This window comes from Streptomyces sp. WM6386 (assembly GCF_000972385.1).
GTDB lineage: Bacteria > Actinomycetota > Actinomycetes > Streptomycetales > Streptomycetaceae > Streptomyces.
In genome coordinates, this window is record NZ_JXTE01000005.1 from 146,139 (window position 1) to 167,126 (window position 20,988).

The 20,988-nt window shown below is 70.7% G+C and carries 21 protein-coding genes; 15 read left to right on the plus strand and 6 right to left on the minus strand.

Translation table 11 applies throughout. The features are described 5' to 3' along the window. The first annotated feature begins 14 nt into the window (after positions 1 to 14). The 9 genes from TN53_RS04900 to TN53_RS04940 all read left to right on the plus strand — a co-directional run bounded on the left by TN53_RS04900 (position 15) and on the right by TN53_RS04940 (position 8,675). Positions 15 to 599 carry a PaaI family thioesterase gene (locus tag TN53_RS04900; RefSeq protein WP_046257095.1) on the plus strand — a complete coding sequence of 195 codons (585 nt, stop codon included), beginning with the start codon at positions 15 to 17 and terminating at the stop codon, positions 597 to 599. After that, complete coding sequence (gene dut, locus TN53_RS04905) at positions 596 to 1,147, plus strand: dUTP diphosphatase (RefSeq protein ID WP_046257096.1); 552 nt, start codon at positions 596 to 598, stop codon at positions 1,145 to 1,147. The genes TN53_RS04900 and dut overlap by 4 nt, the downstream gene beginning before the upstream one ends. Before the next feature lies 1 nt (position 1,148). Beyond that, a complete protein-coding gene (locus TN53_RS04910) occupies positions 1,149 to 1,916 on the plus strand; it encodes a DUF3710 domain-containing protein (protein ID WP_046257097.1) in 768 nt (255 codons plus the stop codon). A gap of 234 nt (positions 1,917 to 2,150) precedes the next feature. Then, positions 2,151 to 3,317, plus strand: a complete 1,167-nt coding sequence (locus tag TN53_RS04915) for an alginate lyase family protein (protein WP_046257098.1) — start codon at positions 2,151 to 2,153, stop codon at positions 3,315 to 3,317. A 70-nt stretch (positions 3,318 to 3,387) separates the two neighbouring features. Next, positions 3,388 to 4,080 carry an ABC transporter ATP-binding protein gene (locus tag TN53_RS04920; RefSeq protein ID WP_046257099.1) on the plus strand — a complete coding sequence of 231 codons (693 nt, stop codon included), beginning with the start codon at positions 3,388 to 3,390 and terminating at the stop codon, positions 4,078 to 4,080. Between the two features lie 162 nt (positions 4,081 to 4,242). Further along, a complete protein-coding gene (locus TN53_RS04925; protein WP_046257100.1) occupies positions 4,243 to 6,786 on the plus strand; it encodes a sensor histidine kinase in 2,544 nt (847 codons plus the stop codon). Next, positions 6,783 to 7,469 carry a response regulator gene (locus TN53_RS04930; RefSeq protein WP_046257101.1) on the plus strand — a complete coding sequence of 229 codons (687 nt, stop codon included), beginning with the start codon at positions 6,783 to 6,785 and terminating at the stop codon, positions 7,467 to 7,469. The genes TN53_RS04925 and TN53_RS04930 overlap by 4 nt, the downstream gene beginning before the upstream one ends. 45 nt (positions 7,470 to 7,514) lie before the next feature. Continuing rightward, positions 7,515 to 7,913: an OB-fold nucleic acid binding domain-containing protein gene (locus TN53_RS04935; RefSeq protein WP_046257102.1), complete on the plus strand. Its 399-nt coding sequence runs from the start codon at positions 7,515 to 7,517 to the stop codon at positions 7,911 to 7,913. A 3-nt stretch (positions 7,914 to 7,916) separates the two neighbouring features. Then, on the plus strand, positions 7,917 to 8,675 hold the full coding sequence (locus TN53_RS04940; RefSeq protein ID WP_046257103.1) for a DUF3159 domain-containing protein: 759 nt from the start codon (positions 7,917 to 7,919) through the stop codon (positions 8,673 to 8,675). Between the two features lie 80 nt (positions 8,676 to 8,755). On the opposite strand, the gene TN53_RS04945 is transcribed toward TN53_RS04940, so the two are convergent. Together TN53_RS04945 and TN53_RS04950 are read right to left on the minus strand one after the other, a co-directional pair. Next, entirely contained in the window at positions 8,756 to 9,433 is a 678-nt protein-coding gene (locus tag TN53_RS04945) for a potassium channel family protein (protein WP_046257104.1), read from the minus strand. After that, a complete protein-coding gene (locus TN53_RS04950) occupies positions 9,433 to 10,104 on the minus strand; it encodes a potassium channel family protein (protein ID WP_046257105.1) in 672 nt (223 codons plus the stop codon). Before TN53_RS04950 ends, TN53_RS04945 begins: the two co-directional genes overlap by 1 nt. Positions 10,105 to 10,509: 405 nt before the next feature. Between TN53_RS04950 and TN53_RS04955 the strand changes: the two genes are divergently transcribed. From TN53_RS04955 to TN53_RS04980, 6 genes are all read left to right on the plus strand, one after another. Next, entirely contained in the window at positions 10,510 to 12,558 is a 2,049-nt protein-coding gene (locus TN53_RS04955; protein WP_046257106.1) for an APC family permease, read from the plus strand. Between the two features lie 81 nt (positions 12,559 to 12,639). Then, positions 12,640 to 13,968, plus strand: a complete 1,329-nt coding sequence (locus tag TN53_RS04960) for a class I SAM-dependent RNA methyltransferase (protein ID WP_046257107.1) — start codon at positions 12,640 to 12,642, stop codon at positions 13,966 to 13,968. A 128-nt stretch (positions 13,969 to 14,096) separates the two neighbouring features. Then, a complete protein-coding gene (locus tag TN53_RS04965) occupies positions 14,097 to 15,563 on the plus strand; it encodes a WGR domain-containing protein (RefSeq protein ID WP_046257108.1) in 1,467 nt (488 codons plus the stop codon). Positions 15,564 to 15,666: 103 nt separating this feature from the next. Then, on the plus strand, positions 15,667 to 16,809 hold the full coding sequence (locus TN53_RS04970; RefSeq protein WP_046257109.1) for a hypothetical protein: 1,143 nt from the start codon (positions 15,667 to 15,669) through the stop codon (positions 16,807 to 16,809). Between the two features lie 96 nt (positions 16,810 to 16,905). Then, positions 16,906 to 17,490 carry a hypothetical protein gene (locus TN53_RS04975; RefSeq protein ID WP_046257110.1) on the plus strand — a complete coding sequence of 195 codons (585 nt, stop codon included), beginning with the start codon at positions 16,906 to 16,908 and terminating at the stop codon, positions 17,488 to 17,490. Positions 17,491 to 17,530: 40 nt separating this feature from the next. Beyond that, positions 17,531 to 18,247 carry a YcnI family protein gene (locus tag TN53_RS04980; protein WP_046257111.1) on the plus strand — a complete coding sequence of 239 codons (717 nt, stop codon included), beginning with the start codon at positions 17,531 to 17,533 and terminating at the stop codon, positions 18,245 to 18,247. A gap of 49 nt (positions 18,248 to 18,296) precedes the next feature. On the opposite strand, the gene TN53_RS04985 is transcribed toward TN53_RS04980, so the two are convergent. From TN53_RS04985 to TN53_RS05000, 4 genes are read right to left on the minus strand one after another with little or no spacing between them, the layout of a single operon-like run. Continuing rightward, positions 18,297 to 19,142, minus strand: a complete 846-nt coding sequence (locus TN53_RS04985) for an energy-coupling factor ABC transporter ATP-binding protein (RefSeq protein WP_046257112.1) — start codon at positions 19,140 to 19,142, stop codon at positions 18,297 to 18,299. Then, positions 19,139 to 19,888, minus strand: a complete 750-nt coding sequence (gene cbiQ, locus TN53_RS04990; RefSeq protein ID WP_046257113.1) for a cobalt ECF transporter T component CbiQ — start codon at positions 19,886 to 19,888, stop codon at positions 19,139 to 19,141. The genes TN53_RS04985 and cbiQ overlap by 4 nt, the downstream gene beginning before the upstream one ends. Before the next feature lie 6 nt (positions 19,889 to 19,894). Then, the gene (locus TN53_RS04995) at positions 19,895 to 20,254 is read right to left on the minus strand and encodes an energy-coupling factor ABC transporter substrate-binding protein (RefSeq protein WP_046257114.1); all 360 of its coding nucleotides are present in this window, start codon (positions 20,252 to 20,254) and stop codon (positions 19,895 to 19,897) included. Then, positions 20,251 to 20,967, minus strand: coding sequence for an energy-coupling factor ABC transporter permease (locus tag TN53_RS05000; protein WP_046257115.1), 717 nt, complete (start codon positions 20,965 to 20,967; stop codon positions 20,251 to 20,253). The genes TN53_RS04995 and TN53_RS05000 overlap by 4 nt, the downstream gene beginning before the upstream one ends. Between the last annotated feature and the right edge of the window lie 21 nt (positions 20,968 to 20,988).

A 20,988-nucleotide genomic window follows, 5' to 3' on the forward strand; every position in this document is an offset into this window, starting at 1 on the left:
TAAGGTCTGCGGCTGTGAGTGGTAGTTCCGCAGCTCTTCAGCCTCCCGCCGACGCCGTGCAGCCGGTGCGTCACCCCGACGCGCCCGCACCCGGCGAGCTCCTCGGTGCGCACTATGGCCAGTGCTTCGGCTGCGGCGGCGAGCAGGCCCACGGACTGCACCTGGAGGCCCGGGCCGGCGAAGGGGTCTCGGTCACCGCCGAGTTCACTGTGCGGCCCGCCCACCAGGGCGCACCGGGCCTCGCGCACGGCGGCGTGCTCGCGACCGCCCTCGACGAGACCCTCGGCTCGCTGAACTGGCTGCTGCGGACGATCGCGGTGACCGGACGGCTGGAGACCGACTTCGCGCGGCCCGTCCCGGTGGACACGGTGCTGTATCTGGAGGCCGAGGTGACGGCCGTCGCGGGACGGAAGATCTACTCGACCGCCACCGGACGGATCGGCGGCCCCGACGGGCCCGTCGCGGTCCGTGCCGAGGCGCTCTTCATCGAGGTGAAGGTCGACCACTTCATCGACAACGGCCGCCCGGAGGAGATCCGGGCCGCCATGGACGACCCGGACCAGGTCCGGCGTGCCCGTGCCTTCGAGGTGAACCCGTGAGCCGTGAACCCCTGAGCGTGCTGATCCGGCGCGTCGACCCCGACGTACCGCTTCCGTCGTACGCGCACCCCGGCGACGCGGGAGCCGATCTGCGCACCACCGAGAGCCGTGAACTGAAGCCGGGCGAGCGGGCCGTGCTGCCCACCGGGGTGTCTGTCGCGCTCCCGGAGGGGTACGCGGCCTTCGTGCACCCCCGATCCGGTCTCGCCGCCCGCTGCGGTGTCGCTCTCGTGAATGCCCCAGGGACGGTTGATGCCGGGTACCGTGGGGAGATCAAGGTGATCGTGGTGAATCTCGACCCGCGCGAGGTGGTGCGGTTCGAGCGCTTCGACCGGATCGCCCAACTGGTCGTCCAGCAGGTCGAACGGGTCCGCTTCCAGGAGGTCGCGGTACTTCCCGACTCGGCGCGGGCCGAAGGGGGCTTCGGGTCCACCGGAGGCCATGCCGCGGTGGCCGGGGCAAGCAGCACAAGCGATCAGGCCGCCGACGGCGGCACAACGGGTGGGAATCGATACGCTTCGGTCGTATCCGACCGGGAAGGACAGTGACGTGTTCGGACGTCGCAACAAGAAGGGTGCCGCCGAGGACGCGGCCGGCGAGGCCGAGCAGGTCGTCGACAGCGTCGACACTGAGGCGGACGACGAGGACGGCGCGCGTGAGCGCGTGAGGCTCGAGCCCGAGCCGCGGCCCGACGGGCCCTGGGACGACACCGAGGTGCGCGAGCCCGGCGAGGGCCGCGTGGACCTGGGCGGTCTCTTCGTGCCCGGCGTCGACGGCATGGAGCTGCGGGTCGAGGTCGCGGGTGACGCGATCGTCGCGGCGACCGTCGTGCTGCGCGACAGCGCCGTCCAGCTGCAGGCCTTCGCCGCTCCCAAGCGCGAGGGCATCTGGGGCGAGGTGCGCGAGGAGATCGCCACCGGCATCACCCAGCAGGGCGGCATCGTCGACGAGGTCGAGGGTCCGCTGGGCTGGGAGCTGCGGGCCCAGGTGCCGGTGCAGCTGCCGGACGGCACGGGTGGTTTCCAGGTCGTGCGGTTCGTCGGTGTGGACGGTCCGCGCTGGTTCCTGCGCGGTGTGATCTCGGGCCAGGGTGCGGTGCAGCCGCAGGCCGCGGGTCTTCTCGAGCAGATCTTCCGGGACACGGTCGTGGTCCGCGGCGAGGGCCCGATGGCCCCTCGCGACCCGATCGTCCTCAAGCTGCCGAACGACGCGCAGATGGTCCCCGAGGGCGTCCAGCAGCAGGAACAGGAGGGCTCCCGCTTCTCCGGCGGCATGGGCCAGCTCCAGCGCGGCCCGGAGATCACCGAGGTCCGCTAGGCGCTTCGCGGGAGCCGCGAGGGCGGTCAGTCGCCTGCGGGTCCGTCGTGGCTTGTCGCGCAGTTCCCCGCGCCCCTTTGGGGCGCTACAAGGGCCGCATCCCATTGAGGATGCGGCCCTTGTGCATGCGCGCAGTCTTGACGGCGCATTGGTCTGTACCTACCGTCTCCGGCCAACGCGTCTGTTCATAAAGGCGCTTCACGTTCATATACGAGAACGGAAGGCCTCCCACGTATGCGCAGAACCGCTCTCCTCGCCGCCGTCGCCGCGCTCGTCGCCGGTGCCCTCGCCTGGCCCGCCGACGCCGCTCCCACCACCTTCGCCCATCCCGGAGTCACCGTCTCCAAGGGGCAGTTGGACTTCGCCCGAGCCAAGGTCACCGCCGGCGCCCAGCCCTGGAAGGGCGCCTACGACCAGATGATGGCGAGCAGGTACGCCGATCTGAACCGCACGCCCAAGCCCCGCGCGGTCGTCGAGTGCGGCTCGTACTCGAACCCCAACTACGGCTGCACCGACGAGCGCGAGGACGCCATAGCCGCGTACACGCAGGCGCTCGCCTGGTACATCACCCGTGACGAGCGCTACGCGAAGAAGTCGATCCAGCTGATGGACGCCTGGTCGGCGGTCATCACGGACCACACCAACAGCAACGCGCCCCTCCAGACCGGCTGGGCCGGCTCCTCCTGGCCTAAGGCGGCCGAGATCATCAAGCACACGTACACGGGCGGCTGGGCGGGCTCCGGGCGCTTCGCGACCATGCTCCGCGACGTCTACCTCCCGGAGATCATCAACGGCTCCAACTCCAACGGCAATTGGGAGCTGTCGATGATGGAGGCCGCCGTCGGCATCTCCGTCTTCCTTGAGGACAGGACGTCGTACGACAAGGCCATGGCGAAGTTCCGCACCCGCGCCGCCGCCTACGTCTACCTCGCCTCCGACGGCGATCTGCCGAAGACCGTGCCGAGCCAGAACCTCGACACCCGGGACAAGGTCGTCAAGTACTGGCAGGGGCAGTCCACCTTCGTCACCGGCCTCACCCAGGAGACCTGCCGCGACCTCACGCACACCGGGTACGGCATCTCCGCGATCTCGCACGTCGCCGAGACCAGCCGCATCCAGGGGCAGGACCTGTACGGCACCGACGTGGGCGAGCGGCTGCGGCAGGCGCTCGGGTTCCAGGCCACGTACGAGTTGGGTACGGCCGTGCCGAGCCGGCTGTGCGGTGGGTCGCTGCATCTGGGACTCGGGCCGGTCACCGAGGTCGGCTACAACGCCCTGCACAATCGGATTGGCATGGCCATGACCAACACGCAGGCGCTGACCGAACGGAACCGCCCGGCCGGCAGCAACAACCTCTTCGTGGCCTGGGAGACACTCACCCACGGGGACAACCTGAGCTGAAACCGTTGATCGGCCGGGCGTCCGGTGGGGATACTGGCGCCCGGTCGAAGGCTTCACGGGGGAGCGGCAGATGAGCCAGGTGGTCACCGAGACCATGGTGCGGGTCGAGAACGTCCACAAGTCCTTCGGGCGTGGAGCCGGCGTCGTCCACGCCCTGCGCGGGGTCTCCCTGGAGGTGCCGCGCGGTGAACTCGTCGCCCTGAAGGGACGGTCGGGGTCCGGCAAGACCACGCTCCTCAACATCGTCGGCGGACTCGACACCCCGGACGAGGGGCGCGTCGAGGTCGACGGCCGCGACCTCGCCGGGCTCGACGAGGACGGGCTGCTCGCCCTGCGCCGCGACAGCATCGGCTTCGTCTTCCAGTCCTTCGGGCTCATCCCGATCCTCACCGCCGCCGAGAACGTCGGCGTCCCGATGCGGCTGCGCCGCGCCGAGGCACGCGCGCGTGAGGAGCGCGTCGAGCTGCTGCTGTCCCTGGTGGGCCTCGCCGACCACGCGGCACAGCGGCCCACCGAGCTCTCCGGCGGCCAGCAACAGCGCGTCGCCATCGCCCGCGCCCTCGCCAACAGCCCCTCGCTCCTGATCGCCGACGAACCGACCGGCCAGCTCGACGCGGAGACCGGGCACGCCGTGATGGAGCTGCTGCGGGCCGTCGTACGCAGCGAGAACGTCACCGCACTGGTCGCCACGCACGACGCGACCCTGCTGGATCTCGCCGACCGGGTGCTGGAGCTGGGCGACGGGGAGATCGTCGAGGTCTAGGCCCTTCCGACGGGGCGACCGTGGAGGTCCAGTCGTCGCGGGTGTGCCGTCAGGGTTGCGTCAAAGACGACTCCGGCGGCGCCCCTGTGTCCCCTTTGCCGCGATTGCTGGTCGTAAGGTCGACGCTGCGTAGGCAGTAGTGACCGGAAGACAATGGGACCCATGGGACGCGGCAGGCTTCGGATCTACCTCGGTGCGGCACCGGGCGTCGGCAAGACGTACGCGATGCTGTCCGAGGGGCACCGCAGGATCGAGCGGGGCACCGACTGCGTGGTGGCGTTCGTCGAGCACCACGGCCGGCCCCGCACCGAGGTGATGCTGCACGGTCTGGAGCAGATCCCGCGCCGGGAGCTCGCGTACCGGGGGAGCGCCTTCACCGAGATGGACGTGGACGCCGTACTGCATCGCGCCCCCGCCGTCGCCCTGGTGGACGAACTCGCCCACACCAATGTCCCCGGCTCCCGCAACGCCAAGCGGTGGCAGGACGTGGAGGAGCTGCTCGCGGCCGGGATCGACGTGGTGTCGACCGTCAACATCCAGCATCTGGAGTCGCTGGGGGACGTCGTCGAGTCGATCACCGGGGTACGGCAGCGCGAGACCGTGCCGGACGAGGTGGTGCGCCGGGCGGATCAGATCGAGCTTGTCGACATGTCGCCGCAGGCACTGCGCAGGCGGATGGCGCACGGCAACATCTACCGGTCCGACAAGGTCGACGCGGCGCTGTCGAACTACTTCCGGCCCGGGAACCTCACCGCGTTGCGGGAGCTGGCGCTGCTGTGGGTGGCGGACCGGGTCGACGAGTACCTCAAGCAGTACCGCAGTGAGCATCAGGTGTCGAAGATCTGGGGTTCGCGCGAGCGGATCGTGGTCGGGCTGACCGGCGGTCCGGAGGGGCGGACGCTGATCCGGCGCGCCGCGCGACTGGCGGAGAAGGGCGCCGGCGGGGAAGTACTGGCCGTGTACATAGCCCGCAGCGACGGACTCACCGCCGCCTCGCCCAAGGAACTCGCCGTCCAGCGCACCCTCGTCGAGGACCTCGGCGGCACCTTCCACCACGTCGTCGGCGACGACATACCCGCGGCGCTGCTCGACTTCGCACGCGGCGCCAACGCCACCCAGATCATCCTCGGGTCCTCTCGCCGCAAGACCTGGCAGTACGTCTTCGGCCCCGGCGTCGGCGCCACGGTCGCCCGCGAGTCCGGACCCGACCTGGACGTCCACATCGTCACCCACGACGAGGTCGCCAAGGGACGCGGACTGCCCGTCGCCCGGGGCGCGCGGCTCGGGCGGGCCCGGATCATCTGGGGCTGGGCGGTCGGGGTGGTCGGCCCGCCGGTCCTGGCCGTGCTGCTCAACACCGTCGACCTCGGCCTGGCCAACGACATGCTGCTGTTCCTGACCGTGACGGTCGCGGCGGCCCTGCTCGGCGGAGTGGCGCCCGCGCTGGCCTCGGCCGCGGTCGGCTCCCTGCTGCTGAACTACTTCTACACACCGCCCCTGCACCACTGGACCATCGCCGACCCCAAGAACATCGTCGCCATCGCGATCTTCGTCGGCGTCGGTGTCTCGGTCTCCTCCGTGGTCGACCTCGCGGCCCGGCGTACCCACCAGGCGGCGCGGCTGCGGGCCGAGTCGGAGATCCTCTCCTTCCTCGCGGGCAACGTGCTGCGCGGCGAGACCAGTCTCGAGGAGCTGCTGGAGCGGGTCAGGGAGACCTTCGCCATGGAGTCGGCGGCCCTGCTGGAGCGCGTGAGCGATGTCGAACCGTGGACCTGCGCGGGCCGGGCCGGGCTCGGGCGCCCGGTGGAGCGGCCGGAGGACGCTGACGTGGACGTACCGGTCGGCGACCACATGGCCCTCACGCTCACCGGACGGGTGCTGCCCGCGGAGGACCGCCGGGTGCTGGCCGCCTTCGCCGCGCAGGCGGCCGTCGCGCTGGATCGGCGACGGCTCCAGGAGGAGGCCGACCAGGCCCGCACGCTGGCGGAGGGCAACCGGATCCGGACGGCGCTGCTGGCCGCCGTGAGCCATGATCTGCGGACACCGCTGGCCGGGATCAAGGCGGCGGTGTCCTCCCTGCGGTCCGATGACGTGGCGTGGTCCGAGGAGGACCAGGCGGAGCTGCTGGAGGGCATCGAGGAAGGGGCCGACCGGCTCGACCACCTCGTCGGGAACCTGCTCGACATGTCCCGGCTCCAGACCGGCACCGTCACCCCGCTGATCCGGGAGATCGACCTCGACGAGGTCGTTCCCATGGCGCTGGGCGGGGTGCCCGAGGACAGCGTGGAGCTGGACATTCCCGAGACGCTGCCCATGGTCGCCGTGGACCCGGGGCTGCTGGAGCGGTCCGTGGCCAACCTCGTCGAGAACGCCGTCAAGTACAGCCCGACCGGCGAGGCCGTCCTGGTGTCCGCCAGCGCCATCGCCGACCGGGTCGAGGTCCGGGTGGTCGACCGCGGCCCCGGCGTCCCCGAGGAGGCCAAGGAGCGCATCTTCGCGCCCTTCCAGCGCTACGGCGACGCCCCGCGCGGCGCCGGGGTCGGGCTGGGCCTCGCGGTGGCCCGTGGCTTCGCCGAGGCGATGAGCGGCACGCTGAACGCCGAGGACACGCCGGGCGGCGGCCTGACCATGGTCCTCACGCTCAGGGCGGCAGGATCGCAGCCTGAGCCACAACTGCTCGTACAACCCGAAAGGCAGGTCACATGACCCGGGTGCTCGTGATCGAAGACGAGCCGCAGATCGTGCGCGCCCTCGTGATCAACCTCAAGGCCCGCAAGTACGAGGTCGACGCGGCCCACGACGGCGCCACCGCCCTCGAACTGGCCGCCGCCCGCCACCCCGACGTGGTCGTCCTCGACCTGGGCCTGCCCGACATGGACGGCGTCGAGGTGATCCGGGGCCTGCGCGGCTGGACCCGGGTGCCGATCCTGGTGCTGTCCGCCCGGCACTCCTCCGACGAGAAGGTCGAGGCCCTCGACGCGGGCGCCGACGACTACGTCACCAAACCCTTCGGCATGGACGAGCTGCTGGCCCGGCTGCGGGCGGCGGTCCGGCGGGCCGAGCCGGTCGGACCGGGCGAGGACGACGTGACGACGGTGGAGACCGAGGAGTTCACCGTCGACCTCGCCGCGAAGAAGGTCAACCGGGCCGGCAAGGACGTACGCCTGACCCCCACGGAGTGGCATCTGCTGGAGGTGCTGGTGCGCAACACCGGTCGTCTGGTCAGCCAGAAACAGCTGCTGCAGGAGGTGTGGGGACCCTCGTACGGAACCGAGACGAACTACCTGCGGGTCTACATGGCACAACTGCGCAGGAAGCTGGAGGCGGACCCCTCGCATCCCAGGCACTTCGTTACGGAGCCTGGTATGGGCTATCGGTTCGAGGGCTAGTACCGCGGGTACGAACGTGTCAGTGCACCCCGGTACGCTTCACATATGAGTGCTGTTCCGCGTTCCGAAAAGCCGGTGGGCCGGTTCCGGCGCATGCTCGACAGGCTCTCCTCGTCCCAGGAGGACCTGGAGTCGGAGGAGCTGCGGGAGGACGCCGAGACCGCAGGCTGCATCAAGATCGGTGACTGCCACGACCGGCAGATCGTGACCGTTACTGGTACCTTGCGCACGGTCACGCTGCGCCCGAGAGCCGGTGTCCCCGCGCTGGAGGCCGAGCTGTTCGACGGCTCCGCCGCACTGGACGTGGTGTGGCTCGGCAGGCGCTCCATCGTGGGAATCGAACCGGGGCGCAAGCTGATCGCATCGGGCCGGATCTCGATGAGCCGGGGCCGCCGGGTGCTGTTCAACCCGAAATACGAACTGAGACCCCTCGGTAGGGAGTAGCCGGTGACGTCGCTCGACAAGCCGACCGAAGACACTGAGCAGCACGACGCCCGGGCGGTGACCGAGGCCGCGCTGTTCGAGGCCTTCGGAGGCCTGCGGGGCATGGTGGAGACGGTGCTGCCCGGCCTCCTCTTCGTCACGATCTACACGATCAACAAGGACCTCCACATGTCCGCGATCGCCGCGCTCGCGGTGTCGGTGGTCCTGGTCGTGGTCCGCCTGGTGACGAAGGACACCGTCAAGCACGCCTTCAGCGGTGTCTTCGGCGTCGCCTTCGGTGTCGTCTTCGCGATGATGACCGGCAATGCGAAGGACTTCTACCTGCCCGGCATGCTGTACACGCTGGGCCTGGCGCTGGCGTACATCATCACCACCCTGTGCGGGGTCCCGCTGATCGGCCTCATCCTCGGCCCGGTCTTCAAGGAGAACCTCTCCTGGCGCACCCGCAACCCGGGCCGCAAGAAGGCGTACGCCAAGGCCAGTTACGCGTGGGGCGCGATCCTGCTCGCCAAGTGCGCCATCCTCTTCCCGCTGTACTGGTGGGCCGACACGGCACAGCTGGGCTGGGTGCTGGTCGCGCTGAAGATCCCGCCCTTCCTGCTCGCCGTCTGGTTGACCTGGGTCTTCCTGGCGAAGGCCCCGGCGCCCATCGACGTGTTCGCGGAGATGGAAGCGGCCGAGAAGGCGGAGGAAGAGCGCAAGGCGGCACTGACCGAGGAGCGCGGCGAGACGACCGGCGCCGCCCGGCACCGGCGCGAGTAGCTTCGAGGATTTCCGCTACGACGAGGGAGGGCGCCCCGGGAATCCCGGGGCGCCCTCCCTCGTCGTAGCGCCTGACGACGTCAGCTCGTCGCGTCCTCGCGGCGCACCGACAGCAGGTCCTCCAGCTGCTCCTCGCGGGCCGGGGCGGCCACGAAGAGGAGTTCGTCGCCGGCCTCCAGGGAGTCGTCCGGGGTCGGGGTGAGGACACGGTTGCCGCGGATGATCGTCACCAGGGACGTGTCCTGCGGCCACTCGACGTCGCCGACCTGGGTGCCGGCCAGGGCCGACTCCTCGGGCAGGGTCAGCTCGACGAGGTTGGCGTCACCGTGGCTGAAGCGGAGCAGCCGGACCAGATCGCCGACGCTCACCGCCTCCTCGACCAGGGCCGACATCAGACGCGGGGTGGAGACGGCGACGTCCACACCCCAGGACTCGTTGAAGAGCCACTCGTTCTTCGGGTTGTTGACCCGGGCGACGACGCGCGGAACGCCGTACTCCGTCTTCGCGAGCAGCGAGACGACCAGGTTCACCTTGTCGTCGCCCGTCGCGGCGATCACCACGTTGCAGCGCTGCAGCGCCGCCTCGTCCAGGGACGTGATCTCGCAGGCGTCGGCCAGCAGCCACTCCGCCTGGGGGACGCGCTCGACCGAGATGGCGGTCGGCGCCTTGTCGATGAGCAGGACCTCGTGGCCGTTCTCCAGCAGTTCGCCCGCGATCGAGCGGCCCACCGCACCGGCACCGGCAATGGCGACCCTCATCAGTGACCGCCCTCCTCTTCGGGACCCTTGGCGAAGGACGCCTCGACCTTGTCGACCTCGTCGGTGCGCATCATCACGTGCACCAGGTCGCCCTCCTGCAACACCGTCTGCGAGCTGGGCAGGATCGCCTCGCCGAGACGGGTCAGGAACGCCACGCGGACGCCCGTCTCCTCCTGGAGCCGGCTGATCCGCTGGCCCACCCAGGAGGCGGAGGTGTGCACCTCGGCCAGCTGGACGCCACCGGTGGGGTCGCGCCACAGCGGCTCGGCACCCGAGGGCAGCAGCCGGCGCAGCATCTGATCCGCCGTCCAGCGGACCGTGGCCACCGTCGGGATGCCCAGGCGCTGGTAGACCTCGGCGCGACGGGGGTCGTAGATCCGGGCCGCGACGTTCTCGATACCGAACATCTCGCGGGCCACCCGGGCGGCGATGATGTTGGAGTTGTCACCGCTGGAGACGGCGGCGAAGGCACCGGCCTCCTCGATGCCCGCTTCGCGCAGGGTGTCCTGGTCGAAGCCGACTCCGGTGACACGCCGGCCTCCGAATCCGGAGCCCAGTCGTCGGAAGGCGGTGGGGTCCTGGTCGATCACGGCGACCGTGTGCCCCTGTTGCTCCAGGGTCTGGGCGAGAGCGGAACCCACTCTGCCGCAGCCCATGATGACGATGTGCACGACCGTCCTTCCGGTGTCAAGAGATACTGCTCAGCCCCATCAGGGTCTCAGACCGTCGCCCAAGCTACACACGCACGGTAGGACGGCGGCACCCCTGTGCACGGTTGTCCCGGGGATCGGGACGATCAGCGGCGGCTGATGCTGCGGACACTCACCAATGTCAGGATTCCGAGGCCGACGAGGGTGGCGGCGGCACCGATCAGCTCTGCGGTGGCGTGCATGGGACCTCCAGGGGGCGGCGAGAGGCAGGTACTGCCCGGGCGACAGGCGGGTTTTTGTCATATAGGCACGAGCATCCGGCCACCTGCGGAATCCGCAGCCAAGGCGCCTCGTGTTTTCACCCGGAGGGCAGAAGCGGGGTGGCGGGTGGTTGCGCACCCGTTCGAACGCCTACGATGTTCAGTCGTGTCCAAACTGACCGACGTGCCCAAACGGATTCTGATCGGGCGCGCACTGCGCAGTGACCGGCTGGGCGAAACGCTCCTGCCAAAGCGCATTGCTCTCCCCGTCTTCGCCTCCGACCCGTTGTCCTCCGTGGCGTACGCGCCTGGCGAGGTGCTATTGGTCCTGTCCATCGCGGGTGTGTCGGCCTACCACTTCAGCCCCTGGATCGCCGTAGCGGTCGTCGTGCTGATGTTCACGGTGGTCGCCTCCTACCGACAGAACGTCCACGCCTACCCGAGCGGGGGCGGTGACTACGAGGTCGCCAACACCAACCTCGGCCCCAAGGCCGGCCTCACCGTCGCCAGCGCCCTGCTCGTCGACTACGTCCTGACCGTCGCCGTCTCGATCTCCTCCGGCATCGAGAACCTCGGCTCCGCGGTGCCCTTCGTCGTCGAGCACAAGGTGCTCTGCGCGAGCGCCGTGATCGTGCTGCTCACGCTGATGAACCTGCGGGGCGTGAAGGAGTCCGGCTCGCTGTTCGCGATCCCGACGTACGTCTTCGTCGTGGGCGTCTTCATCATGATCGCGTGGGGGGCGTTCCGCGGACTGGTCCTCGACGAGACCATGCGGGCGCCGACGGCGTCGTACGAGATCAAGGCCGAACACCAGGGCCTGGCGGGCTTCGCCCTGGTCTTCCTCCTGCTGCGCGCCTTCTCCTCCGGGTGTGCCGCCCTCACCGGCGTCGAGGCGATCTCCAACGGCGTCCCGGCCTTCCGCAAGCCCAAGTCGAAGAACGCCGCCACCACGCTCGCGGCGATGGGTCTGCTCGCCGTCACCATGTTCTGCGGCATCATCGCGCTGGCCATGGTGACCAAGGTCCGCATGGCCGAGAACCCGGCCGTGGACCTGCTGAAGGACGGCGCCGCCATCGGCTCCGACTACGTCCAGAACCCGGTGATCTCCCAGGTCGCCGAGGCCGTCTTCGGCAAGGGCAGCTTCCTGTTCATCGTGCTGGCCGCGGCCACCGCGCTGGTGCTGTTCCTCGCAGCCAACACGGCGTACAACGGCTTCCCGCTGCTCGGCTCGATCCTCGCCCAGGACCGCTACCTCCCGCGCCAGCTGCACACCCGCGGCGACCGCCTCGCGTTCTCGAACGGCATCGTGCTCCTGGCCGGCGCCGCCGGACTGCTGGTGTGGATCTACGGCGCCGACTCGACCCGTCTGATCCAGCTCTACATCGTCGGCGTGTTCGTCTCCTTCACGCTCAGCCAGACCGGCATGGTCCGGCACTGGAACCGCTATCTGGCCACCGAGAAGGACCCGGCCAAGCGCCGCCACATGGTCCGCTCCCGTGCCATCAACACCTTCGGCGCCTTCTTCACCGGCCTGGTGCTGATCGTCGTCCTGGTCACCAAGTTCACCCACGGCGCCTGGGTCGCCCTGCTCGGCATGGTGATCTTCTACGCGACGATGTCGGCGATCCGTAAGCACTACGACCGGGTGGCCGAGGAGATCGCGGCGCCCGAGGGCCCGAGCGACGACAGCGTACGACCGTCCCGCGTCCACTCCGTCGTCCTCATCTCGAAGATCCACCGCCCCACGCTGCGGGCCCTGGCGTACGCCAAGCTGATGCGCTCGGACACGCTGGAAGCCCTGAGTGTCAACGTCGACCCGGCGGAGACCAAGGCGCTGCGCGAGGAGTGGGAGCGGCGCGGGATCGACGTACCGCTGAAGGTGCTGGACTCGCCGTACCGCGAGATCACGCGGCCGGTCATCGAGTACGTGAAGAGCCTGCGCAAGGAGTCGCCGCGGGACGCGGTGTCCGTGATCATCCCCGAGTACGTGGTCGGCCACTGGTACGAACATCTACTGCACAACCAGAGCGCGCTGCGGCTCAAGGGCCGGCTGCTGTTCACACCGGGGGTCATGGTGACCTCGGTGCCGTACCAGTTGCAGTCGTCGGAGGTGGCGAAGAAGCGGGCTCGCAAGCGGCAGGACTGGAACGCGCCGGGTGCGGTGCGGCGCGGGCCGGCGGAGGAGCGGGCGAAGGAGACGTCGACGCCGAAGTAGAGTGGTGGGTTGTTGTCGGCCCACCCCGTGGGCCCGACCCGTGGTCCATCCCTCACTCGATCGTTGTGGAGTCTCCCCGCCATGCAGGCAGAACCGAAGAAATCACTGGTGGGGGTCGACTACGAGGTCGAGGTGGGCCCCGTCGCGCACGGCGGGCACTGCATCGCCCGCACGTCCGACGGCCAGGTGCTGTTCGTCCGGCACACGCTGCCCGGTGAGCGGGTCGTGGCCCGGGTGACCGACGGCGAGGAGGGCGCCCGGTTCCTGCGCGCGGACGCCGTCGAGGTCCTGGAAGCCTCCAAGGACCGTATCGAGGCGCCCTGTCCCTACGCGGGGCCCGGCCGCTGCGGCGGCTGCGACTGGCAGCACGCCAAGCCGGGGGCCCAGCGCCGGCTCAAGGGCGAGGTCGTCGCCGAGCAGCTGCAGCGGCTCGCGGGGCTCACGCCCGAGGAGGCCGGCTGGGACGGCACCGTGCTGCCGGCCGAGGGCGACAAGCTCCCGGCGGGCCAGGTGCCGCAGTGGCGGACCCGGGTGCAGTACGCGGTGGACGCCGACGGCAACGCGGGGCTCCGCCGCCACCGCTCGCACGAGGTCGAGCCGATCGAGCACTGCATGATCGCGGCGCCGGGCGTCAGCGAGCTGGGCATCGAGGACCGTGACTGGTCCGGGATGGCGTCGGTGGACGCGATCGCCGCGACGGGTTCGCAGGACCGCATGGTGATCCTGGAACCCCGCCCGGGCGCCCGCCTTCCCCTCGTGGAGCTCGACAAGCCCGTCTCCGTCATGCGCGTCGAGGAGCACGACGGCGGCATCCACCGGGTGCACGGCCGCGCCTTCGTACGGGAGCGGGCCGACGGGCGTACCCACCGGGTGGGCAGCGGCGGCTTCTGGCAGGTCCACCCGATGGCCGCCGACACCTTGGTCAAGGCCGTCATGCAGGGCCTGCTGCCGCGCAAGGGCGACATGGCGCTGGACCTGTACTGCGGTGTGGGCCTCTTCGCGGGCGCCCTCGCCGACCGGATCGGCGACAAGGGCGCCGTCCTCGGCATCGAGTCCGGCAAGCGCGCGGTGGAGGACGCCCGGCACAACCTCGCCGCCTTCGACCGCGTCCGCATCGAACAGGGCAAGGTCGAGTCCGTCCTCCCGCGCACCGGGATCACCGAGGTCGACCTGATCGTCCTGGACCCGCCGCGCGCGGGGGCGGGACGCAAGACGGTCGAGCACCTGTCGTCGCTGGGGGCGCGGCGCATCGCGTACGTCGCGTGCGATCCCGCCGCGCTGGCCCGGGACCTGGGGTACTTCCGGGACGGGGGGTACCGGGTGCGGTCGTTGCGGGTGTTCGATCTGTTTCCGATGACCCACCACATGGAGTGCGTGGCGATTCTGGAGCCTGCCGCCAAGGGGCGCTGACCCGCGCTCCTGGAAGCCCTCCCCTCCCCGGATCCGGTCGCGGGCGGCGTTGTCAGTGGTGACCTCTATTTTGGAATCACTGGGGATCGGCCGTCGCGGTCGACCGGGGTTTTGGGGAGGGGTGTGCTGTGTCCGCTGCGCAGGGACGACAGTCGGGGAGCACGACGTATCTGGAGCTGTCTCAGGAGAGCGGCGGTGCCCACAAGTTCTACGAGGTGACCGTCGAGGGGACCACCGTCTCCGTGCGGTACGGGCGGATCGGTGTGGACGGGCAGCGTCAGACCTCCGCGTTTCCGACGGTGGAGAAGGCGAACGCGGCGGCGGCGAAGAAGATCGCCGAGAAGGTGCGGAAGGGATACGCGCCGGCTGTGCAAGGGCAGCGTGCGGCCCGGGCCGTGACGCGCCGTCAGGTGACGTCCGCTCCGTCCACGGCGCGGGCGACCGCACCGGTGCTGTGGCGGTTCCGTACGGGCGCATCGGCGTTCGGGATCCATGTGGACGAGGACCGCTGCTGGGTCGGCAACCAGCAGGGCAGTGTCTACAACCTGAGCCATGACGGTGAGGTGCTGGCTCACTACTCCCTGCCCGACGGTGTGAAGTGCCTGGTGGCGGACGACTTCTGGATCTACGCGGGCTGTGACGACGGCCGGGTGTACGACCTCTCGGCGAAGGTGCCGTTCGCCGCCTACGAGATCGCGGCCGAGGTGGACATCTTCTGGCTGGACATCCACGCGGGCGTGCTGAACGTCTCCGACCGCAACGGCGGTCTGACGGTCATCGACCACGAGGACGAGCTCCAGTGGTCGCGCAACTCCTCCGGGCAGCAGGGGTGGATGGTGCGGGCCGACGACCGTGCCGTCTACCACGGGCACAGCGCCGGTGTGACGGCCTACGCGGCGGACGGCACCGGCCAGCTCTGGCACACCGCGACCAGCGGCAATGTGCTCTTCGGCTGGCAGGAGGAGGACGCGGTCTACGCCGGGACGGGGCGGCGGGTCGTGCAGCGGCTCGCGAAGTCCTCCGGGTGGGTCGAGGCCACCTACCAGTGCGATGCCGCGGTGTACTCGTGCGCCACCTCCCCCGGCGGGCGATACGTCTTCGCGGGCGACTCCGCCTCCTCCGTCTACTGCTTCACCGCCGACGGCGCCCGGCTGTGGAAGCTCGGCACGGGCGGTGGCTCGGCGCTCTCCATGCAGTACCACGACGAAAGGCTGTACATCGTCTCCACGGACGGCTCGCTCGCCTGCATCGACGCGAGCGAGGCCGCGATCAACGCCGCTCAGTCGGGCACCGTCCCGGTCGCCGCGGACGTCAAACTGGCGGCGGCCCTGCCGACGTACGCACCGCTGACCACCGCCGCCTCCGTCGCCACGGTCAGCACCGTGCCCGCGCCGGGGAGCGGCGTCGTCGTGGAGTGCGTCGAGCACGGAGGCCGAGTGCGGGTGCATGTGGTCTCCGAGGGCTATGAGCCGAGTTGGAACGTCCAGTTCCCCCGTGCGATACGCCAGCCCGGCGCACGCTATGTGGTGGACGCGTTGCACTCCTCCTCGGGTGGCTTCTACCGGGTGCGCGGAGAGATCAGGCGGCTGGTGTGACGGACGGTGCGTCGAGGTCCTCGCCGGACACACGGACCGAGTTCGCCTCGCGGACAGGTCCAATCCGTCGCGCGAACGGTGCTTTCCTGTAAGGCTCGGTCCTGTGACGTACGTAGTGACAGTGGACACCTGCATCCCGGAGGGCACTTCGGAGATGGACCCGCTTCAGCGTGCCGGAGCCGTGGCGCTCGTCGAGGACGGATTCGACTCCGTCCGGGCGATCGAGGGGCCCGACGGCGTGGCCGTCGAGCTGCTGGACACCATCGTGGCCGTCCACCCCGGTGGAGCGCTTCTGAAGGTGATCGTGGACGCCCCGGCACTGGAGTTCGCCGAGGACTCGGTGCGGGCGCTCGTGGACGAACTGCTGGAGCGGTCCGAACTGTTGGCGGACTGGACGATCGAGCGATGCGAGGTGGAGCTGCACCAGGATCTGGCGAGGAAGAGCCTCGACGCGGCCGAAGGTCCCGATGCCCCGCCCGACGATCCCGCCACCCGCAAGGCGCGGCACGCAGGGAGTCCCCCACCGGAAGGTGCCGAGGAGGCGCACGACGGCGAGGCGAAAGCCGCCGCGGTGCGGAGCCGGATGCTGGGGGTGGCGGCTGAACTGCGGTCTTTTCCTCCGGCCGTGTTCGGTGTGCCCGGTGAGGAAGGCGACGGGAGGGTGCACGGCGATGACGAGTTCGCCGTACCGCCGGCAAGCGCCGCACTCGCCGCCGGCGCGTTGGTCCACGCGATCGACATCCTGGTGGAGGAGCTGTTCGAGGACGTGCAGGTCCTGACGCAGGAGGACGCCACCGTCGCGGAATGCGAGGGGCCCCTGTGGCACTTGGAACGCCTGCCCGACCGGTACGCGCTCCGGTACGACGCCCGCTTCGCCCGCCGCTTCCTGGTGACGGTGATCGCCATGACCACCCGCTTCACCGACGGGAGCTTCGAGCGGCTCAGCTGTGTCGCCGAGGAACTCGCCCTGCGGTTCCTCCTGAGCCAGGCCGTCGTGACCCTGGAGCTGCACGGGCTGCTCGATGACGAGGTGTCGGCCGCTCTCGACGCGTTCGCCGGGAACGTCTACGAGGACATGGACCACGAGTGGCTCTACGACGGTGTGACGGACGGGATCGACGAGTCCGCCGTGGGGGTCGGGCTCGACGGCGCACCCATCGCGTTCGGTTCGTGGTTCACGCCGTTCGGCGAGGACAGATACGTCCACCCGTCCGCGACGGACGAACCGGAGGCGGCGGCGCGGTGAGACACGGGGCGAGCCTTCGGTAGACCGGTCTCCGCGGTGGCGCGCGGGTACGGGCGGTGTGGGAGGGGCTTCGGTCGCATGGCAGCATCAGGTGGCATGAGTGCGTCCCCGGGGGTGCGGAGCCTGCGCGCGGCGGTGTTCGCCGTGCTGTGTGTGCTGCTGGCCACCGCAGGACATGTGCTGGCCGCGGGGGTGGCGCCGCCGGTGTCGGTGCAGGGCGCCGGGAGCCTGGCGGTCTTCGTGGCCGGTCTGCTGCTGGGCGGGCGTGAGCGGTCGCTGGCCGGTATCGGTGGCGGGACGCTGGCCGCCCAGGGCGGGCTGCACCTCGCGTTCGGCGCCGCCCGGCCGCACGCCGGGACGGTCATGCACGGCATGCGCATGGCTCCGCACCTCCATGCGTCGGCACCCCACGCCACCGCCGCCCACGTCGGGGCGGCTCTCCTGCTGACCTGGTGGCTGCGGCGCGGTGAGGCCGCGCTGTGGTCGCTGCTGCGGTGGGCGGTCGCCTTCGTGCCGGGGCTCGTCGCCTGGTGGCGGACGGTCCGTGGCTTCCGGGGCGTGCCGAGCGGACCGGAGCCCGTGCGGCGGGTCGGCGACCGGACGTGGTCGCCGCGGCAGGCGTGGCTGCGCTACGCCGTTCGTCGGCGCGGGCCGCCCGCCGGGATGTCGTACGCCGTCTGAACCCCGACATCCCTTCCGCAGTACGGAGACCCACTCAGCCATGTCCACCACCCTGCGCCGCGTCGGCGCCGTCACCGCCCTCGCCGCGGTCGGAGTCCTCACCGCCGCCGGCGCCGCCTCCGCGCATGTCACCGTCCACCCGGAGAGCTACACCAGGGGCGCCACCGACGGCACCCTGACCTTCCGCGTCCCCAACGAGGAGGACAACGCCTCCACCACCAAGGTCCAGATCTTCCTGCCCACCGACCACCCCCTCCTCGGCGTGCTCGTCGCGCCGCGGGACGGCTGGACCGCGAAGGTCACCGACACCAAGCTCAAGACGCCGGTCAAGACGGACGACGGCACCATCACGGACGCCGTCTCCGAGATCACCTGGACCGGAGGGAAGGTCGCAGCCGGGCAGTACGAGGACTTCGACGTCGCCTTCGGCCAGCTGCCCGACGACACCGGCCAGCTGGCCTTCAAGGCCCTGCAGACCTACTCCGACGGCAAGACCGTCCGCTGGATCGAGAAGGCCGCGCAGGGCGACGAGGAGCCGGAGAACCCGGCCCCGGTCGTGAAGCTCACCGCCAAGGGCGCGGAGGACGGCGGCACCACCGTGACCACCACGGCGAAGTCCCAGGAGGCCACAGCCGACAGCAGCGACTCGACCGCACGGGGGCTCGGCATCGCCGGGTTGATCGTGGGCGTGCTCGGGCTGGCCGCGGCTGCCTTCGCCGTCGTGCGGACGCGGTCCGCCGGATCCCGGGGCGCGTGAGGCGCCTGCCCTGCCGGCGGAATCCCGTCGGCAGGGCAGGTCACGTATGTCACCGGGCCGCGGCGTCTCGAACCAGCGCGGCCAGTTCGTCCGGGGTGCGCGGCCCCGGGGCGTCGTCGGCCAGCAGCCCTTGGTCCCGCAGCAGTCGGGCGGCCGCGATGCCCCAGGGGAGCCGCAGTCCCGCCTGCCGCCGCAGTTCCGTGCGGGCCAGCATCGAGGCGGCGGGTCCGGTGTGCGCGCCGGAGGGGGTGAGGAGGGCCGCGTCGTCGGCCCAGCGCAGGGCGAGGTCGACGTCATGGGTGGCCATCACCACCGTGGTGCCGGACGCGCGCAGCTCGTCGAGGGTGGTGAGCAGCCGCTCCTGGCCGTCGGGGTCGAGCCCGGCGGTCGGCTCGTCGAGGATCAGGACGCGGGGTCGCATGGCGACGGCACCGGCGATCGCGGTCCTCTTGCGCTGGCCGTACGACAGGAGATGGGTGGGACGGTCGGCCAGGGCCGTGATGTCCAGGGCGGCGAGCGCCTCGTCGACCCGGGCCCGTACCTCCGTGTCGGGCAGGCCGAGATTCAGCGGCCCGAAGGACACGTCCTGCGCCACGGACGCGGCGAACAGCTGGTCGTCCGGGTCCTGGACCACCAGCTGGACGGTCGTCCGCAGCCGGGTCAGGCCCTTGCGGTCGTGGCGGACGGGCTGTCCCTCCACGGTCAACTCGCCCGCGCGCGGCCTCAGTCCGCCGCTGAGCAGCCGCATCAGCGTGGTCTTGCCGCTGCCGTTGCGGCCCAGCAGGGCGAGCGCGCGCCCCTCGCGTATCCGGAAGTCGAGGCCGTCGAGCACGGTCGGGCCGTCCTCGTACGCGAACGAGGCGCCCCGCAGGGCGACCAGAGCGGAGTCGCTCATGACAGCGGCCTTTCCAGTACGAGGGTGAGGGCGGCCACGGTCACGAGCAGCGCGACACTGGCGGCCGTGAAGCGCGCGGAGACGCGGGCCTCGGGCACCAGAACGCGCAGGGTCCCGTCGTAACCGCGCCCGGCGAGTCCGTCCTGGAGCCGCGCCGCCCGGCTGAAGGCCCGTACGAACGCGGTCGCGCCGAGCCCGGCGAGCGAGCGCCACTCCGCGGCCCGGCTGGTGTGCCCGAGCCGCGCGGCCTGGGCCTCCCGGATGCGGCGCACGGAGTCCAGGAGCAGGAAGCTCATGCGGTACGTCACCAGCGCGACGTCCACGACGGGTGCGGGCACGCCGGCCTTCACCAGGCGCGGCAGCAGGTCGGACATGGGCGTGGTGAAGGCGAACAGCAGGACCCCGAGGGAGGCCGCCGACGTACGCAGCAGCAGTTCCCCGGCACGCATCGCACCGCCGTCCGCCGGCGTCACGAACCCCTGTGGTCCACCGACCTGGACGAGCAGCGGGAGCGCACCGGTCACGCAGAAGCCCAGCGGCACCCGGTAGGCACGCCACAGCCGTCGGCCGGGCACACCCGCCGGTCCGAGCAGTACGGCGAGGGCCGTCACCAGCACCAGCGCCGCGCCGGGCCAGGGCGGCAGTGAGATCGCCAGGATCGTGAGGCCCAGTCCGAGCACGGCCTTGTCCACGGGATGGCGGTGGCGCCAGCGGCTGCTGTGCGCCGCCGCGTCGATCGGCAGCACGCGGGGTCAGGCCCGTTCGGCGGTGGGCTCGTCCTGGGTGTCCCGGGCGTCCGGCTGGGCCAGGGCCCGCGCCTCACCCTGGCGGCGCCCCCGGTGCAGACCGAAGTAGTAGGCGAGGACGCCCGCGCCGAGTGCCGCCTGGAGGGCGAACAGGGCCGACTCGATCTCGCCGGACGGCGGTTCGTACAGGGGTGAGAACCAGGGCTCGTAGTCCGGCTCGATCTCGGTGATCGCGGTCTCGGCCTCGGCGTCGGCGCCCGTGAACGGCTCCTCCTTGTGGTCGCCGAGCCCGAGGGCCGGCGGCAGCACGGCGAGCGCCGCCACGACGAACAGCAGCAGAGCGTTGATCTTCGCGTTACGGCTCATCGGGCCACCGCCTCGGTGCCGGTCTCGGGCTCGGGCTCGTTCTTCTTCGTACCGGTCAGCAGTACTCCGAGCCGCGTCAGTTCGCCCTTGCTGGACTGCACCAGCAGTCGCATGACGAACACCGTGAGGAGTCCCTCGCTCACCGCGAGTGGGATCTGGGTGACGGCGAAGATGGAGCCGAACTTGCCGAGCGCGCCCAGGAATCCGCTGCTCGGGTCCGGGAAGGCGAGCGCCAGCTGCACGCTGGTGACGCAGTAGGTGGACAGGTCGGCGACGAACGCGCCGAAGAACACCGCGCCCATGAGCGGCACGTCGTAGCGCCGTAGCAGCCGGTAGACGGCGTAGCCGGCCCAGGGTCCGGCGATCGCCATCGAGAACACGTTGGCGCCCAGTGTCGTCAGCCCGCCGTGGGCGAGCAGCAGTGCCTGGAAGAGCAGGGTGATGGTGCCCAGTACGGCCATGACCGGCGGGCGGAACAGGATGGCGCCCAGGCCGGTGCCGGTGGGATGTGAGCAACTGCCCGTCACCGAGGGCAGCTTCAGCGCGGACAGGACGAAGGTGAAGGCGCCGGAGGCGCCGAGCAGCAGCGTGCTCTCGGGGTGCTCCCTGACCTCACGGGTGAGTGACCGGACTCCGTGGACGACGAACGGTGCGCACGCGACGCCCCAGGCGACCGCGTGCGCAGGGGGCAGAAAACCCTCGGCTATGTGCATGGCTCAGCAGACCCTCTCCAG

Bases quoted from the DNA above. Each gene is read 5' to 3' on its own strand.
- TN53_RS04925 (WP_046257100.1), top strand. From the start codon at position 4,243: ATGGGACGCGGCAGGCTTCGGATCTACCTCGGTGCGGCACCGGGCGTC.
- TN53_RS04920 (WP_046257099.1), top strand. From the start codon at position 3,388: ATGAGCCAGGTGGTCACCGAGACCATGGTGCGGGTCGAGAACGTCCAC.
- TN53_RS04935 (WP_046257102.1), top strand. From the start codon at position 7,515: ATGAGTGCTGTTCCGCGTTCCGAAAAGCCGGTGGGCCGGTTCCGGCGC.
- TN53_RS04995 (WP_046257114.1), bottom strand. From the start codon at position 20,254: ATGAGCCGTAACGCGAAGATCAACGCTCTGCTGCTGTTCGTCGTGGCG.
- TN53_RS04985 (WP_046257112.1), bottom strand. From the start codon at position 19,142: ATGAGCGACTCCGCTCTGGTCGCCCTGCGGGGCGCCTCGTTCGCGTAC.
- TN53_RS04960 (WP_046257107.1), top strand. From the start codon at position 12,640: ATGCAGGCAGAACCGAAGAAATCACTGGTGGGGGTCGACTACGAGGTC.
- TN53_RS04975 (WP_046257110.1), top strand. From the start codon at position 16,906: ATGAGTGCGTCCCCGGGGGTGCGGAGCCTGCGCGCGGCGGTGTTCGCC.
- TN53_RS04915 (WP_046257098.1), top strand. From the start codon at position 2,151: ATGCGCAGAACCGCTCTCCTCGCCGCCGTCGCCGCGCTCGTCGCCGGT.
- TN53_RS04945 (WP_046257104.1), bottom strand. From the start codon at position 9,433: ATGAGGGTCGCCATTGCCGGTGCCGGTGCGGTGGGCCGCTCGATCGCG.
- TN53_RS05000 (WP_046257115.1), bottom strand. From the start codon at position 20,967: ATGCACATAGCCGAGGGTTTTCTGCCCCCTGCGCACGCGGTCGCCTGG.
- TN53_RS04930 (WP_046257101.1), top strand. From the start codon at position 6,783: ATGACCCGGGTGCTCGTGATCGAAGACGAGCCGCAGATCGTGCGCGCC.
- TN53_RS04980 (WP_046257111.1), top strand. From the start codon at position 17,531: ATGTCCACCACCCTGCGCCGCGTCGGCGCCGTCACCGCCCTCGCCGCG.